This window comes from Arthrobacter sp. CC3 (assembly GCF_039907775.1).
In the GTDB taxonomy this organism is placed as follows: Bacteria; Actinomycetota; Actinomycetes; order Actinomycetales; family Micrococcaceae; genus Arthrobacter.
In genome coordinates this window covers 230687-245902 of record NZ_JARCCY010000004.1, presented here as the reverse complement: position 1 = coordinate 245902, position 15216 = coordinate 230687, and the positions used below count along the sequence as shown (strand labels likewise).

The window sequence follows — 15216 nt, the reverse complement described above, 5'->3', positions numbered from 1 at the left end:
GATGCATGTTCGCCTCCGGCGGCGAGCATCGCTGCCAGGGAACCGAGGAGCTTGCCGGAACGATGCCGTGCGCCGGAAGGAACAAACTGCCCGAGCCGGTCCTCGCACAGCCCGCCGAAGCCGAGGGCGTCCATGAATCCGGTGAGGACCGTGACACCGGCGTGGGAAATCAGCGACTGGCCGCTGAAACTGACCGGCAGGGACGGAAAAACAGGGGTAGAGTGGTGCATCGAAAAGGTGCTCCTTCACGACCGGGATAAATTGGCTTAGACACCACTATTTTCCCTTGTCAGAGCACCTTTTCGCCCTTTAAACACGCCCTTCAACGGCCGCCCGATGAAACCACGGGGCTAGACCGCGACGACCCAGATCGCTTCCGACGCTGACGCGCCCAGATCGATGTCCCGCCCGGGCCCGTGCAGCCGGATTGTGGTGACATCCGCGTAGGGACGGTGTTCCTTCACGGTGAGCCTCGCGTCCGGTGCCAGCCCCAATTCGGTGAAGTAACGAAGCATCTGTGGATCGTGGTCGGAAACGCGTGTGATGGCCACGGTGCCGCCGGTGGCTGCCGCCGAGAGCTGCGTTCCTGCCGGCATGTGCGGCAGGCCGTCGGAAGGCGGGATGGGGTCCCCGTGCGGATCACGTGTCGGGTGGCCGAGGTGTTGGTCTATGTGTTCGATCAGCTTGTCAGAAACGGCATGCTCAAGGGTCTCGGCTTCATCGTGGACCTCATCCCAGCCATACCCCAGCGCCTGGACCAGGAAGGTCTCCAGGAGCCGGTGCCGGCGGACCATGGCGACGGCGTGTTCGCGCCCCGCAGGAGTCAGCTCGATGCTCCCGTACGGTGCGTGGGTGACAAGTTCCTGCCTGGCCAGCTTCTTGATTCCCTCCGATACGGTGGACGGCCTGAAGCCGAGGCGCTCAGCCATGTCGCTGACCGTGATGGGCGTAGCGGACCACTCCGTGGCCGACCAGATCAGCTTGAGGTAGTCCTGGGCTGAGGGCGACAAATCGGAAACCGGCATGCCATCAAGCGTACCAAGGGCAGGCGCAATGTTAGGCTTAACGAACAATTTAGTTTTCCCATTGAAGCGAAAAGGAATCGGCATGCCGAAAACATTGTCGGAGAAGCTCCCGAGCAGGCGGTCCATGCTGTCCGGCGCTGCCGCTTTTGCAGCCGTGCCGGCCTTTACCGCCATCCAGGCCCAGGCGTCCAGCGGGCATGACCAGCATTCCGGCAACGGTGCCGGGGGAGGGGCCTCGGCCCGGTCGGGCTCGGGGGCAGCGCAGGCCGGCAGCCCGTCGTCGGCCGTTGGTACTGGCGTCAGCCACGCCGGACATGCCGGATTTGCCGGCGGATCGGTCCTTCCTGAACGGGCCGGCATCGACCCCACGGCGATCCTGCACGACTTCGACCGGGGCAGGACCAGCATCCTGCCCGACGGCAGGACCCTGCGGGAATGGGACATCGTCGCGGTCGATAAGGACTTCGAGATCGCACCGGGGGTGACGTTCCCGGGCTGGAGCTACAACGGGCGGATCCCCGGCCCGACCCTCTGGGCACAGGAAGGCGATGCCCTGCGGATCCACTTCACCAACGCCGGAGCCCACCCCCACACCATCCACTTCCACGGCATCCACACCGCCGAGATGGACGGCACCCCGGGGATCGGGGCCGGCTCCATCGCCCCGGGGCAGAGTTTCACGTACGAGTTCGATGCCACCCCGTTCGGCACGCACCTCTACCACTGCCACCAGTCACCGCTTGCCCCGCACATCGCCAAAGGGCTCTACGGCGGGTTCATCATCGAACCCAAAGAAGGCCGGCCGAAGGCAGACAACGAAATGGTGATGGTCATGAACGGCTACAACACCGACGGCGGAGACGATAACGAGTTCTACTCCGTCAACGGCCTGCCCTTCCACTTCATGGACTTCCCCGTGCAGGTCAAGCAGAACGAGCTGGTACGGATCCACCTGATCAACGTCCTTGAATACGACCCGATCAATTCCTTCCATGTGCACGGCAACTTCTTCCACTACTACCCCACCGGCACCATGCTGACCCCCAGTGAGTACACCGACACCATCTCCCAGGTGCAGGGCCAGCGCGGCATCGTGGAACTTCGGTTCCCCTACCCCGGCAAGTACATGTTCCACGCCCACAAGACCGAGTTCGCGGAACTGGGCTGGATGGGCTTTTTCGAAGTGAGCGCATCATGAGCCTGGACGAAAAGACAGCCACCGCACTTGCGGCAGCACCCCACCGCCGCCCGCCGGTGCCTCGGTGGCTTCTCGGCGTCGGGCCGCTGGTCCTGATCGCGCTCCTGGTGGGCCTGTTCTCGCTCCTGAACGCGCCAGGCCTCAGCACGCTCTCCGAGGGCGTTCCGCCCAAAGAGGAAGTGGCCGTCGAGGACATCCGCCTCACCCCCGGCCAGATCGAAATCACCGTCCGGAACGAGGGACCGGACCCGGTGTCCATCGCCCAGGTCAACGTCTCGGACTACTACGCACCGTTTACGCAGACCCGCGAGACCATGGCGCCCCTGGAATCCACCACCCTGACCATCGGCTACCACTGGGTGGACGGGGACCCCTACGAAGTGGCCCTGGTGACCTCCATCGGAGGCAAGATCCCCGCCGTCGTCGACGCGGCGGCCCTCAGCCCGGAGCGCGGCAGTTCCTTCTTCGGACTCATGACGCTCCTGGGGATCTACGTCGGCGTGATCCCGGTAGCCCTCGGCATGCTCTGGATGCCTTTCGTCCGCCGTTCGTCAGCCTCCTGGGTCCGGGTCCTGCTGGGCGTCACGGTGGGGCTGCTCGCGTTCCTGGCCGTCGACGCGACCCTTGAAGCAGTGGAACTCGTGGCCGGCAACGGCGCGTTCGGCGGCCCGATCGTCGTCTTCCTCGGCGCCCTGACCGCCTACCTCATACTTGAGGGGACAGATGCCTGGATGCGCCGGCGCCAGGAACTTGGTGCCACGGGCCGGCCTGCAGCCCTGCCGCCGCAGCGTCTGGCGCTGCTGATCGCCATCGGCATAGGCCTGCACAACCTCGGCGAAGGCCTCGCCATCGGTTCCGCTTACGCGGTGGGCTCACTCGCCCTGGGCGCCTCCCTGATCGTCGGGTTCGCCATCCACAACACCACGGAGGGCCTGGCGATCGTCACCCCGCTCGCCAAACAGCCTCCCGGTCTGGGCCGGCTGGCAATCCTGGGACTCATCGCAGGAGCGCCCGCGGCCGCAGGGGCACTCATCGGAGCGACCGTCTACCAGCCGGCTTTTGCGGCTTTCCTGCTCGGCATCGGCGCCGGCGCAGTAGCCCAGGTCGCCATCAAACTCCTGCCGCTGCTCAAGGACAACGCGGGCAAGACCTTCACCCCGCTCACCGGCGCAGGCATCATCCTGGGGCTGGGCGTGATGTTCGCAACCGGCCTGCTCGTTGTGGCCTAGGCCAAAGGAATGCCTGCAGGACCGCCGTGAGTGCCTCATCCAGCCTCTCGCCAGTGATTTGATGGAATCAGACCTGGATTCAAAATTGCCATAAATTCATCCTCCCTGAGGCTTTCCTGAAAGCCTTGCACTGGATTGTTCGAGCTGACCGGCCAGGCCGGTCAGCTCGGCGATGCGTTCATTCATCGCTGTCCCATGCCGCTACGAGATCGCGTGGGCGCGTTTAGGTGGGCTGCTGGTTTGTTTCCGTGCGGACGATCATGGGCAGGAACCTGACATAGAGGACCATCCCGATCAGTTCGACGAGCGTCTGGGTGACAACCACCAAAGCGGCCAGTGCCAAGGGTCCGGGAAACGCCAGGGCCAGCGGGAGCACGACCAGGGAATTGCGCGTCGCGCCGCTGAATACAACGGCGCGGGTGGCTGCAACATCGAGGCCGGCCGGCCTGGCCGTGAGCAGGCCCAGCGGCACCATGACCAGCAGGAATGCCGCGTAGAGCGGAACCACGCAAGCAGCGAGCCCAGCTCCTGGCCGACGCCCACGATCTGTGAGCCGACAACGACGGCCAGCGTGGCCATCATCAGGGGAACCATCAGGGCGTGCATGGCCACCATGATCATCCGGCCCAGGGGTGCCCGGCGGGCCAGCGCCTGCGTCAGCGCGGCCGCAGCCAGGGGAATCAGGTTCAAAACAACCAGAGCCTCAACGAACGGTGCCGGGTCGATGGCAGCTACGAGATCCGGGCCGACGAAGACCAACAGATAGACCGGCAGTAGGAGCATCTGCGCCAGCATCAGCACCGGCGCTGCAGCCAGCAGCCGGTCACTGGCCCCACCGGCCAGGCCAGTGAACACGATGACATAGTCGATGCACGGCGTCAGGAGTACGAGCATGACCCCGACCAGCAGAGCCTGGTCGCCGGCCACGAACCGCTTCAGTCCAAAGACGACCCTCGGCAATCTGGACAGGGTCGCCGAGGGCCAGGAGTTTCATCAGCGGCAGCCAGAGCCAGGTTTCCATTCCTGTCTCCGCCGATGCGAGGCGTTCGGTGATGGTGTCAGCCATGGTCGGGGCCCTTCTTTGGGTGGTGTATCCGGCAATGGGTCAGGAGGCGCAGCAGGAGAGCCGGGAGACGTCGGTCTTGAAGGACTGGGCGGCGATCTTGATGCCTTCGGCCATGGTCAGGTACGGGCTCCAAAGGTTGGCGACCTGGTCCACTGTCATTCCTGCCTGCAGGATGTAGACCCCTGCGGCGGCCAGGTCGCCGCCGTCCCTCGCGACGGCGGTGATGCCGACAATGCGCCCGGTAGCGGAGTCGGCCACGATTTTGATGAAACCGCGGGTGTCGCGGTTCACGAGGGCTCGGGGCACGTATTCCAGCGGCAGGACCCGGCACTCGCACCGGATGCCGGCGTCGCGGGCTTCCTTGTCGGTCATGCCAACGGCTGCCAGCGCCGGACTGGTGAAGGTGACACGCGGCAGGTGCCGGTAGTCGACTTCGCGGCCGGCGTGGTTGAACGCGTTCTCCACTGCCAGGGTGCCGTGGGCGGCGGCCACGTAGACGAATTCCCGGTGTCCGGTCACGTCTCCGGCGGCCCAGATCCTGGGATTGGAGCTGACGAGCGTGTTCTGGACCAGGATCTCGCCGCGGTCTCCCGTTTTGACCCCAACGGCGTCCAAGTTCAGGCCTTCGGTGACTGAGCGGCGGCCGGTGGCGACGAGCAGTTTCGCGGCCCGGAATTCCTCCTGCCCGCCGGCTACGGTGGCGGACACCACCACTTCGGCCGTGTCAGGGTCCGTGCGGACGGAGAGCACGCTGGATCGCCGGACCACGCGGATGCCCTCGTCCGCGAAGTTGCCCATCAGGGCCCGCGAGGCTTCGGGTTCCTCTGCAGAAGCGAGGCGGGAGCGGACCAGCATGGTCACTTTGGATCCGAGGCGGGCGAAGAGCTGCGCCTGTTCCAGCGCCACGTATCCGCCGCCGAAGACGAGCAGAGATTCAGGCACTTCCTCCAGTTCCATGGCTGTGGTCGAGGTCAGGTAGTCCATGTCCTGCAGACCCTTTACCGGCGGCGCCCAGGGGGTCGATCCGGTGGCGACGAGGTAGTGAGCGGCGCGGACTTCGCTGCTGGAACCGTCGGGGCCGGTGATTTCCAGGACCGGTTCCCCAGGTGTGCCGGCGAAAACCGCGGTGCCCTGGCGCAGCTCCCAGCCGTAGTCCGCGACCAGGTCCACGTATTTGTCCGAGCGCATGGTCTCGACCAGGGACCGTTTGCCGTTGATGAGCTCCCACATGTCCACCGGTCCGGCCGAGGTGCTGATGCCGGGGAACCTGCCGGTCGCCTCAAGTGCCATGTGGCGGGCTTCGGCGGCGGCCAGCAGGGCCTTGGAGGGGATACATCCGGTGTTCACGCAGGTTCCGCCGACGGTGGACCGCTCGACCATCACGACGCGCTTACCCAGATTGGTGGCCCGGATGGCGGCGGCGAAGGCACCGCCTCCGGACCCGATAACGGCCAGATCGACGTCCGATACTGCTGCCTCAGGCATGGATCCTCCATGGAGTTTCGGATGAGCGCGCCCTGCGGGGCAGTTCATCGTTCGGTGATGGTCCTGGCTTCAGTCTGCACCTTCCACTACGCGGGAAGGTCAAGGGCTGAGGACGCTTGCTTGATGTCTGTCCGCAATCAATCCGGTAGGGCGGGGGGTTACGGGAGTGTCTTTGTCGAGGAAGGGCCGCAGGGCCTCAGTCTTCATCAGCGAGTCGGCGCGGGACTTGCTTCCCTACGATCATGGATCTTCCAGCGGAGGGGAAGGTCCAGCCCGGCGGATTCCCTCCGCGCCGAAGCGGCAGAGCACGGGAGGTAGAAGACAAAAGCGTCGTAACCTTCCAGTAAAATGGAGGGTTGAATGGCCTTGTCTCACGATCTGAAGGAAGCGCAATGCGAATCGGTGAAGCCGCTGCCGCCGCTGGTATGACACCCAAGACGATCAGGTTCTATGAGGAGCGGGGCCTTCTTCCGCCGGCTGAACGCTTGGCCAACGGCTACCGGGAGTATGCGCACGATACTGTCGGCCGTCTTGAATTCATTCGCCGCGGTCAGGTGGCCGGCCTGACCCTTGCCCAGATCCACGACATTCTGCGGATCCGGGATGCTGGCGTCACGCCCTGCTCGCACGTGCGCGACGTACTGGCAAGGCAGCTAACGGACCTTGACCGGCAGATCGCCGAGATTACGTCGTTGCGGGCCACTGTCGCCGAATACCATGCAGCAGCCGAAGCAGCAGATCCGGAGTACTGCGATCCGGAACAGATCTGCAGTTACCTCTAGGCTCCAGCGCAACTTACCCCGCACTTTTCCATTTCCGCCTTCAGCTGGGTAGAGCGGACCTGTCACAGTCACAACATCGCGACGTGTGAAATGGCCTGCTGCACATCGTTCCCTCCAAAACGGACCAGGAACGACTCATCCCAATGTCACCGGCTGGTCAAGATCCTGGTTGAAATTCAGCGACGAGCCCGCGGAACGGGCACCTGGTCAAGGGAGTATGCGGCAGGATGCCGATCAATAGTGAACTTCGAAAACTCAACCCGTCAGGCCGGAGAGCAACTGTTCCCTGCCGCATCGTCAACGCCTGTGCGGGTGGTCGGTCCACAGGCGGCCGATGCCCGGAAGGAAGCGGCCGACGCGCGAGGCGTAGTCGGTGTACGCGGCGCCGTGCACACCGCGCAGGTAGGGTTCTTCGACCAAGCGCACCTGCAGTTCAATCCCGGTGAGCGCGACAGCCAGGCCAGCGACCGCCAGGAGGTTGGGCACCATGAACGCCAAGCCCAGGAACACAGTGGCTGCGGCGGTGAAGACCGGGTTGCGCACCAGCCGGAACGGGCCCGTGGTCACCAGCGCCGTACGTTCAGCCTGGTCGACGCCAATCCGCCAGGAGGCCCCCAACGCCAGCTGGGAAGTGAAGGTTGCAAGGATTCCGAGTATCGCGAGCACGATGCCCAAACCGTTTACGACCGGGTGGTCGGCGGCGGCAAGCGGCGGCATGCCGGCCAGGGCGGCGACCGGCGCGCCGAGTCCCACCATCAGGTAACCGAGGTCAGCTACGGCAAGCCCCCACCACCCCCAGGAGCGCCGTGGCCTCAACCTCTGCCGGTTTCCCCAGTCGCCGGTGCGGCGTCGCTGGATCAGTGAGCGGACACCGGTGAGCAGTATGAAAGCAGTGAAGAGGGTAAAGGCGACAATGGCCATCACCCGTCACTCCTTGCCGGTATGGGTTTGGCTGCCACGCCGAGCAGGTAATCGCCGGAGATCCGGGTGACCGAGCCGAGCACCACGAGCCCGTGGTGGGCCAGTTCGTCGATGAACTGCTCGGCGGTGAACCGGTCCTCGGTGGGGTGGTCGAACAACCGCTGATAGATCGGGCGGGCCAGTGCGTGGGCGGTGACCTCCTCGAAGTAGAACCTCCCGCCCGGCACCAGAACCCTGCCGACCTCGGCGATGGCCGCGCGCCAGTCCGGGATGTGATGGACGATCCCGAAGTCGAACACCGCGTCATAGTCGCTGTCGCCAGCGTTCAGTGCTGAGCGCAGATCGGTTGCGCTGCCCTGGGCCAGACGCACCCGATCTCCGTAGCGAGCGAGGCGCTGCCCAGCGCGCTCGATCATCGCCGGGTCCAGATCCACAGCGTCCACACGTCCGGCGCCGAACCGCTCCAACACCAACTGGGAGCCGTAGCCGGAACCGCAGCCGATCTCCAATGCCCGCGCCCGTGGCAGCAACCGGCCGCCGAACCGCAGCAGCACCTGGATCTCGTAGAAGCGCTGCAGCCAACGTCGAGGCGTCGAATTTACCAGAAGAGTCTCCGCGCGGTTCATCAACATCGCAATCCGTCCCATCGTCCAATGTGACTATTATCGGCTCAGGACGTTCAAATTGGCAGGTAAGAATTCTGGTTCCAAAGATCACGTCACCTAGCATGGGTACGGTGAAAACCCGGAATCTCGTGGCGTGGATGGATCGCCATCAGATCGGCCTGTACCTCGCGGCCATCGCCGCAGGTATTGCCGTCGGCTTCCTTGCCCCGGGCTCTGCGGCGGCCTTGGAGCTTTCGATTTACCCCGTACTCGGACTGTTGCTCTACGCGACATTTCTCGGGATTCCCTTTGCCTCCATCGGTGCGGCAGCCAGGGATTTGCGGTTTCTGGCGACGGTGCTGGTCCTGAACTTCGTCATCGTTCCTGCTGTGGTGTTTGGCCTGACTCGGTTTGTGGCCGGGGACTTAGCGCTGTTGGTCGGCGTCATGCTCGTACTCCTGACGCCGTGCATCGATTACGTCATTGTCTTCACCGGCCTGGCCGGAGGTGCCAGTGACCGGCTCCTGGCCGCCGCTCCGGTATTGATGCTCGTGCAGATGCTCCTGCTACCGGTGTTCCTGTGGGTTTTCATCGGCCCCGACGTGGCTGCGGCCATTGACCCGGCACCGTTTGTTGAGGCTCTGATCGTTCTGATCATCATTCCCCTGGCAGCAGCGGCGCTGACCCAGGCACTTGCCCGCCGGGCAAACCTTGGCCGGGCGGTCATGGCGGCCATGCAGGCTTTGATGGTTCCCCTCATGATGGCCACGCTGGCCGTGGTTGTCGGTTCGCAGATCACGGGAGTCGGCAGGGAACTTGGCTCGCTGCTTGCGGTGGCTCCCATCTATGTGGCGTTCCTGGTTGTCATGGTTCCGCTGGGACTGTTGGCCGCCAAGGTCGCCCGACTCGATCCTGCGTCCGCCCGGGCCGTTGTCTTCAGTGGCGCCACCCGAAATTCCCTGGTCGTGCTGCCACTGGCGCTGGCATTTCCCGGGCCGCTGGCCCTGGCCGCGCTGGTCGTCGTCACCCAAACTCTCATCGAACTTATCGGTATGGTCCTTTACGTCCGGTTCCTTCCCCGGATTGTCCGCGGGGAACCGAACCGGCAGCCCGCCTAAGCACAGCCACGCGCCCGTCCCGGCCTCCGGTTCCATCAGTCAGCGTGAACGAAATCCGCCGTGGGACTAGGCCCGGGGGAGTGCGGTCCGGCCCGTCCATAGTCCGCGCAGTCTTCGACAAGTTCGCCTTCCAGGCTGTCGTTGCCGTCCCTGCCGGTGAACACGGCGAGGATGAAGCCGGCTACGGGGTCGAACCAGGCCAGCGCCGGTCAGCCGTGGGCGTGCAGGGGCTTGCCGGCCAGGGCGAGAGCGGCCTCGCCGATGGCGTCGTTTTGGGTGGGGTGGGCGTGGACGAGGCTGGCGACGTCCTCGGGGTAGGCTTCCCAGTTGACCATCAGCTGGCCTTCCCCGATGAGCTCGCTGACGCGTGCGCCGAGCATGTGTACGCCGATGATCGGGCCCTCCTTCTCGCGGATGAGCTTGATGAAGCCCGCGGTCTGCAGCATCTGGCTTTTGGCGTTCCCGCCGAGGTTGTACTCGACCGTCTCGATGCCATCGGCGCCGAACTGTTCCTTCGCCTGGGCCTCGGTGAGGCCGACAGAGCCGGCCTGGGGCTCGGAGTAGGTCACGCGCGGGATGCCGGATTCGATAATGGGAGCCGGGTTGAGACCGGCGATTTCTTCGGCGACGAAGATGCCTTGCTGGAAGCCCCTGTGGGCCAGCTGAAGGCCGGGCACGATGTCCCCGATGGCGTAGATGTTGCCGACACCGGTGTGCAGCCGGTCGTTGGTGGGCACGAAGCCGCGGTCCATGGGGATGCCGGCGTCTTCGTAGCCGAGCTTCGCTGTGACGGGGCCGCGGCCCACGGCCACGAGCAGCACGTCGGCCTCCACGGTTTTGTCGTCCTGGGTGGTGACGGTGACGCCGTCATCGTTCTGGGCGACGCCGGCGAACATGGTGTTGGTGAGGAACTTGATGCCGCGTTTCGTGAAGGCCCGCTGGAGGCCTTTGGACAGGGATTCGTCCTCGTTGGCGATGAGGCGCGGAAGGGCTTCGATGATGGTCACATCGGTGCCGAAGGAAGCCCAGACCGAGGCGAATTCCACACCGATGACCCCGCCGCCCAGGATGACCGCGCTCTTGGGGACGAAATCCATCTCGAGTGCCTGTTCGGAGGTGATGACCCGGCCGCCGATGTCCAGTCCGGGCAGGGACTTCGAGTAGGACCCGGTCGCCAGCACAATGTTTTTGCCCTGGTAGCGGGTGCCGTTGACTTCCACCGTGTCCGCGGCGGCCAGCGTCCCCCATCCCTGGATCAGGTCGACGCTGCTGGAAGACACGAGACCCTTGAGCCCTTTATACAGGCGCGAGACGACGCCTTCCTTGAACTTTGTCACCCCTGCCATGTCGATACGGCCGAGGGTGCTCTCCACCCCGAATGCTGCACTCTCGCGGATGGTGTCGGCTATTTCTGCGGAGTGCAGCAGGGCCTTGGTGGGGATGCATCCGCGGTGCAGGCAGGTCCCGCCGAGCTTGTCGCCCTCAACGAGGGCCACCTTCATGCCCAGCTGCGCCCCGCGCAGAGCAGCGGCGTAACCGGCGCTGCCGCCTCCGAGGACTACGAGGTCATAGGTCATGGTTTTCCTCCCGGTTGAGCGAGTTGAGTGGCGGGTAAGTGATTGAGGGAGCGGCGGGGTTCGTGGCTGAGGGGATGGCAGGAGCAGGAAGGCCGCCGTGATGGCCTGCGTCTTGCCGCCATGAAAACACCCCCATTCACACGGTGTCCGAAGTGTGAGCCGTGTCCCGATATTATGCTCAATGCCTATTCTCCGGGGAGTCTCTCCCCATACCGCATGATTTGTTTGGGGCCCGCATAACGTTTGTCGGGCGGTTGCCGCCTGAACATCGGGACCGGCTGTGGCGCGGTTGGCTCCGGCATTTTAGGGTGCCGGGTCGGGCACCGTGGCGTTCGTTTCCACTTTGGACCGGGTACGGGATCTGAGCTTTTGGAAGAGGGCCAGGCCGGCGATGAGGACAAGTCCGGCCACCCATGTGTTGACGCGCGCGCCCAGGATGGTGTTGGCGTAATCGGAGCGCATCAGTTCGAAGGCAAACCGGCCGGCCGTGTAGAAAACGATGTAGAGGGAGAAGACCGCCCCGGCGCCGAGCCTGTATTTACGGTCCAGGAATATCAGCACTGCCGCAGCGGCCAGGCACCAGAGGGATTCATAGAGAAAGGTCGGCTGGAAGTAGCCGATGACCTCAGGGGCGCCTTCCGGCGTCGTAACTGACTGCCCTGTGGTCGGGTCCATCGCATGGATTTGGAGTTTCCAGGGCAGGTCCGTGGGCGAGCCGTAGATTTCGTTGTTGAACCAGTTTCCCCACCTTCCCAGGGCCTGTGCCAGGAGGAGCCCGGGAGCGGCGGCGTCAACGAAGGCAGCGAAGGGCACTCCGGTGCGGCGGGCACCAATAGCTGCCCCGACCAGCCCGAGGGCGACTGCGCCCCAGATGCCGAGGCCGCCTTCCCATATCCGCAGGGCACCCCAGGGGTCCTTGCCTGGGCCGAAGTAAAGCTGGATATCGGTGATTACGTGGTAGAGCCTGCCGCCGACGATGCCGAAGGGGACTGCCCACACCACGATGTCCAGGGCCTGTTCGTGCGTGCCGCCCCTGGCTGTGAGCCGGCGGACGGTCAGCCAGGTGCCGACAGCGATGCCCGCCAGGATGCAGAGTGCGTAGAAGCGTACCGTCAGCGGGCCGAGTTCGAAGGCGCTCACCGTTGGCGAAGGGAAGAAGATGTCCGGTGTGGAGAACGGTTTCATGGGTCAGCTCACTAAAATTCGGTCTCGGGAAGGCGTGCAGCGCCCGTGAAGTTCGTCTCAGAGACTGCAGCAGTGGCATTTCTGAGGTGGTCCGGATCGGCCGATCACGGAAGCATCCGTCACCTGTGTCCCTTTGTCTGACCACAGACGGTGGGTGTGTCCGGATACGAGCGACGCCCTCACAGGCCGGAGTAGGAGTGCAGGCCGTTGAAGAACTGGTTCACGATGGTGAAGTTGAACACCACGCAGAGGTAGCCGATGATCGAGAGCCAGGCTGCGCGGGTTCCGGTCCAGCCGCGTGTGGCGCGGGCATGCAGGTAGCCGGCGTAGACCACCCAGATCACGAACGTCCAGACTTCCTTGGTGTCCCAGCCCCAGAAGCGGCCCCAGGCCTTCTCGGCCCAGATCGCACCGAACATCAGCGTGAAGGTCCAGCCGACGAAACCGAGTGCGTTGATCCGGTAGGAGAGGTTCTCCAGGCTCAGCGCCGACGGTACCAGGCGCATGAACCCGAGCTTGTCCTCCCGCCCGGCCGCCAGCGTCTTTTGCCGGTGCGACTGCACCAGCTGCAGCGCTGACATGGCAAACGTCAGGGTGAACAGTGCCGAGGACAAAACGGCGATGGAGACATGGATGACCAGCCAGTAGCTCTGCAGGGCGGGTACCAGGTGCCCGACCGGTGTCCAGTACGCCACGGCGGCGGCCACCAGCATGATGGTCACCAGACCCACGACGAAGGTTCCGAGGAAGCGCAGGTCGCGGCGGACCAGCACCAGCAGGAACACTGCGATGGCTGCGAAGGCGCCGGTCGTGAGGAATTCGTACATGTTGCCCCACGGCACCCGGCCCGCACCCAGCGCCCGGGTAACAACGCCTGCGCCGTGGATCAACGCACCGAGGACCGTAAGGGCCACCGCCACACGGGCCGGGACGCGCCGCCCAGAGGTGTAGCGCATGCCCGCGTCGGCGGTGTACTCGGCGCCGCCCGCCTCCGGTGCTGTTCCGCCAGTGGCCGAGGACGGGCGCTCGGCCCGGCCGGCCGGGCCGCTGACACCGGAGGCCGCGCGGTCCACAGAGGCGGGGGCGCTGATTCCGGCGCTGACCGGGACCCTGGCAGGCGGGGTGGAGGTCTGGGCTCGTGCGGCGGCTGCGGCCTTGAGGTCCACCGCGCGCAGGGTCCTGCTGCTCCTGGCCAGGTCCCATGCGAAGGCGATGAACGCCACGGTGTAGGTGCCTGCGGCCAGGAGCATGAACAGCTCGCTGTACTGGCCCATGGTTTCGTTGATGTCCGGCATTATTGCTCCTTCGGTGATCGGGCAGAGACCGGGGCGGCTTCGGCCGGATGGGACTCGGTCAGGTTCCAGCGGGCGGCGAGCCGGGCACGGATCGCGGCGGCTTCAGGCGCGAGCCGGTGGTCTTCCCCGCGGGCCAGCAGCCCGTATTCGATCATGGTGCGGCCGTCCTCGTGGGCGCCGGCGCGGAGCCAGACCCGGCGGCGGTTCACATACAGGGAAACGATCAGCCCCGCGACGGCGGCCAAGGAGAAGATGAGAACCCCCTCCTGCCCAGGGACGGTGCGGATGTCCACCCCGATATAGCGTTTGAGCCCGTCGAAGCTGATCGAGCCTTTGCCCTCCGGGAGGGTGTAGCTCTGGCCGGCGTCCAGGACAATGCCACCGGCGGGAAGATCCCGGCCGTTGAGCTTGGTGAGGGTCTTTACGTCCAGGTTGTAGACGTTCTGGGGTTTCCCGGTGTCCAGTCCGAGGTCGCCGTAATAGGAGTTCAGGTTCAGTTGCGGGTTCAGCGGGTCCGGGTCGAAGCTGTAGGACACACCCTCCTGGTTCTTGATGGCCGAGGGCAGGAAGAACCCGACGAAACCCAGCTGGGACGGTGCCGCGTCCGGGGCCTTGAGGACAATGCTGGAGGTGTAGACGGCGTCGTTGGGGACGGAGACGACGGGGCCGCTGAACGCGGTGTTCCCGTCGCCGTCCTTGACGGTGATGATGGGTGCGTAGCCGTTGCCGACGAGGAAGATGCCGGTTCCGCCGAAGTAGACCGGTTCGTTGACTTTCAGGACCTGTTGTTGCGGGGCGGCGTCAGGGCTGTCCCGGGTCGTCAGGGAGGCTTTGAAGTCGATGGGCTGGCCGAACTGCCGGGTTGATTCGCGGTCGAAACGGACTTCAAATTTGTCCAGGGTGACGGTGAACGGGTCCAGCCAGGAGGTCTGGAAGTTGGTGCCGGGTGTGAAGTTGTCGTAGCCGATGAGGGTGTTGACGAAGGTGTCGCCTTCGATGATGATTTTTTGGCCCCGGTAGCCGAACAACCCGCCGACCGCCACGGAAACCAGCACGCCGATCAGGGCGGTGTGGAAGAGGAGGTTGCCGACTTCCCGCAGCAGTCCCCGTTCGGCCCCCAGCGAAGGCATTGCGGTGTCGGCGTCGCGGATGTCAACCCGGTAGCCGCGTTTCTTCAGTACTGACGCTGCGTCCCGGACGGCGTCGCCCGGGGTGACAGCAGCTTCCGAGGGGAGCACGAGCGTGCCGTATTCGGGCAGCCGGGACAGCCGCCGGGGGGTGCGCGGTGGGGCCGAGCGCAGGGCCTTCCAGTGGGCCCGTGCCCTGGGTATCACGCACCCGATGAGGGAGATGAACAACAGGATGTAGATCGCGGAGAACCACGCCGAGGAATAGACATCGAAGAGCTGGAGCGCGTCCAGGATTTTCCCGTACTCCGGGCGGTCCTTGATGTACTGGGTGACCAGGGCAGGGTTCGCCGGCCGCTGCGGGAACAACGAGCCGGGCACAGCGACCACGGCCAGCAGCAGCAGGAGAAAGATCGCGGTCCGCATGCTTGTCAGCTGCGTCCACGCCCAGCGCAGCATCCCGGCGGGACGCAGCGGCGGGAGGACCGGGGCTGCCGTAGTGTTTGGCGCGTCAGGTAGGGACATCGCTGCCTTCCAGTCGGGGTGTCAAGAGCGGGTGAGGTCTGCGACCCGCAGTTCTACCTTACGTAGAATTAGTACAGG

Annotated in this window: 12 protein-coding genes and 2 pseudogenes; 4 read left to right on the top strand and 10 right to left on the bottom strand. The window is 65.0% G+C overall.

Translation table 11 applies throughout. The annotated features are described in order from the left end of the window. Positions 1 to 230, bottom strand: a pseudogene (locus PV761_RS04335) (IS1380 family transposase); the annotation flags it as partial. 120 nt (positions 231 to 350) lie between these two features. Next, positions 351 to 1025: a metal-dependent transcriptional regulator gene (locus PV761_RS04330; RefSeq protein ID WP_347894694.1), complete on the bottom strand. Its 675-nt coding sequence runs from the start codon at positions 1023 to 1025 to the stop codon at positions 351 to 353. Between the two features lie 82 nt (positions 1026 to 1107). On the opposite strand from PV761_RS04330, the gene PV761_RS04325 reads away from it, so the two are divergent. Then, a complete protein-coding gene (locus tag PV761_RS04325) occupies positions 1108 to 2223 on the top strand; it encodes a multicopper oxidase domain-containing protein (RefSeq protein ID WP_347894692.1) in 1116 nt (371 codons plus the stop codon). Beyond that, the gene (locus PV761_RS04320) at positions 2220 to 3452 is read left to right on the top strand and encodes a ZIP family metal transporter (RefSeq protein ID WP_347894690.1); all 1233 of its coding nucleotides are present in this window, start codon (positions 2220 to 2222) and stop codon (positions 3450 to 3452) included. Before PV761_RS04325 ends, PV761_RS04320 begins: the two co-directional genes overlap by 4 nt. A gap of 223 nt (positions 3453 to 3675) precedes the next feature. Here the strand turns inward: PV761_RS04320 and PV761_RS04315 are convergent. Together PV761_RS04315 and merA are read right to left on the bottom strand one after the other, a co-directional pair. Beyond that, positions 3676 to 4412, bottom strand: a pseudogene (locus PV761_RS04315) (arsenic resistance protein); the annotation flags it as partial. A 145-nt stretch (positions 4413 to 4557) separates the two neighbouring features. Continuing rightward, complete coding sequence (gene merA / locus PV761_RS04310; RefSeq protein ID WP_347894688.1) at positions 4558 to 6003, bottom strand: mercury(II) reductase; 1446 nt, start codon at positions 6001 to 6003, stop codon at positions 4558 to 4560. 392 nt (positions 6004 to 6395) lie between these two features. Here merA and PV761_RS04305 point away from each other — a divergent pair, with 392 nt between their 5' ends. Then, on the top strand, positions 6396 to 6785 hold the full coding sequence (locus PV761_RS04305; protein ID WP_347894686.1) for a heavy metal-responsive transcriptional regulator: 390 nt from the start codon (positions 6396 to 6398) through the stop codon (positions 6783 to 6785). A 297-nt stretch (positions 6786 to 7082) separates the two neighbouring features. Here PV761_RS04305 and PV761_RS04300 read toward each other — a convergent pair whose 3' ends face one another. Together PV761_RS04300 and PV761_RS04295 are read right to left on the bottom strand one after the other, a co-directional pair. Continuing rightward, positions 7083 to 7706 (bottom strand): isoprenylcysteine carboxylmethyltransferase family protein, encoded by a 624-nt coding sequence (locus PV761_RS04300; RefSeq protein ID WP_347894701.1) that lies wholly within the window; start codon positions 7704 to 7706, stop codon positions 7083 to 7085. Continuing rightward, on the bottom strand, positions 7706 to 8353 hold the full coding sequence (locus PV761_RS04295; protein ID WP_347894684.1) for a class I SAM-dependent methyltransferase: 648 nt from the start codon (positions 8351 to 8353) through the stop codon (positions 7706 to 7708). The genes PV761_RS04300 and PV761_RS04295 overlap by 1 nt, the downstream gene beginning before the upstream one ends. Positions 8354 to 8433: 80 nt before the next feature. On the opposite strand from PV761_RS04295, the gene PV761_RS04290 reads away from it, so the two are divergent. Next, entirely contained in the window at positions 8434 to 9429 is a 996-nt protein-coding gene (locus tag PV761_RS04290) for a bile acid:sodium symporter (RefSeq protein ID WP_347894682.1), read from the top strand. A gap of 209 nt (positions 9430 to 9638) precedes the next feature. Here PV761_RS04290 and lpdA read toward each other — a convergent pair whose 3' ends face one another. From lpdA to PV761_RS04270, 4 genes are all read right to left on the bottom strand, one after another. Next, positions 9639 to 11006, bottom strand: a complete 1368-nt coding sequence (gene lpdA / locus PV761_RS04285; RefSeq protein WP_347894680.1) for a dihydrolipoyl dehydrogenase — start codon at positions 11004 to 11006, stop codon at positions 9639 to 9641. 303 nt (positions 11007 to 11309) lie between these two features. Continuing rightward, the gene (gene lgt / locus PV761_RS04280) at positions 11310 to 12191 is read right to left on the bottom strand and encodes a prolipoprotein diacylglyceryl transferase (RefSeq protein WP_347894678.1); all 882 of its coding nucleotides are present in this window, start codon (positions 12189 to 12191) and stop codon (positions 11310 to 11312) included. 179 nt (positions 12192 to 12370) lie between these two features. Continuing rightward, positions 12371 to 13486, bottom strand: coding sequence for a c-type cytochrome biogenesis protein CcsB (gene ccsB, locus PV761_RS04275; RefSeq protein ID WP_347894676.1), 1116 nt, complete (start codon positions 13484 to 13486; stop codon positions 12371 to 12373). After that, positions 13486 to 15138, bottom strand: a complete 1653-nt coding sequence (locus tag PV761_RS04270) for a cytochrome c biogenesis protein ResB (RefSeq protein WP_347894674.1) — start codon at positions 15136 to 15138, stop codon at positions 13486 to 13488. The genes ccsB and PV761_RS04270 overlap by 1 nt, the downstream gene beginning before the upstream one ends. Between the last annotated feature and the right edge of the window lie 78 nt (positions 15139 to 15216).

Coding starts and splice junctions, on each gene's coding strand:
- PV761_RS04330 (WP_347894694.1), bottom strand. CDS start 1,025: ATGCCGGTTTCCGATTTGTCGCCCTCAGCCCAGGACTACCTCAAGCTG.
- PV761_RS04325 (WP_347894692.1), top strand. CDS start 1,108: ATGCCGAAAACATTGTCGGAGAAGCTCCCGAGCAGGCGGTCCATGCTG.
- PV761_RS04320 (WP_347894690.1), top strand. CDS start 2,220: ATGAGCCTGGACGAAAAGACAGCCACCGCACTTGCGGCAGCACCCCAC.
- merA (WP_347894688.1), bottom strand. CDS start 6,003: ATGCCTGAGGCAGCAGTATCGGACGTCGATCTGGCCGTTATCGGGTCC.
- PV761_RS04305 (WP_347894686.1), top strand. CDS start 6,396: ATGCGAATCGGTGAAGCCGCTGCCGCCGCTGGTATGACACCCAAGACG.
- PV761_RS04300 (WP_347894701.1), bottom strand. CDS start 7,706: ATGGCCATTGTCGCCTTTACCCTCTTCACTGCTTTCATACTGCTCACC.
- PV761_RS04295 (WP_347894684.1), bottom strand. CDS start 8,353: ATGGGACGGATTGCGATGTTGATGAACCGCGCGGAGACTCTTCTGGTA.
- PV761_RS04290 (WP_347894682.1), top strand. CDS start 8,434: ATGGGTACGGTGAAAACCCGGAATCTCGTGGCGTGGATGGATCGCCAT.
- lpdA (WP_347894680.1), bottom strand. CDS start 11,006: ATGACCTATGACCTCGTAGTCCTCGGAGGCGGCAGCGCCGGTTACGCC.
- lgt (WP_347894678.1), bottom strand. CDS start 12,191: ATGAAACCGTTCTCCACACCGGACATCTTCTTCCCTTCGCCAACGGTG.
- ccsB (WP_347894676.1), bottom strand. CDS start 13,486: ATGCCGGACATCAACGAAACCATGGGCCAGTACAGCGAGCTGTTCATG.
- PV761_RS04270 (WP_347894674.1), bottom strand. CDS start 15,138: ATGTCCCTACCTGACGCGCCAAACACTACGGCAGCCCCGGTCCTCCCG.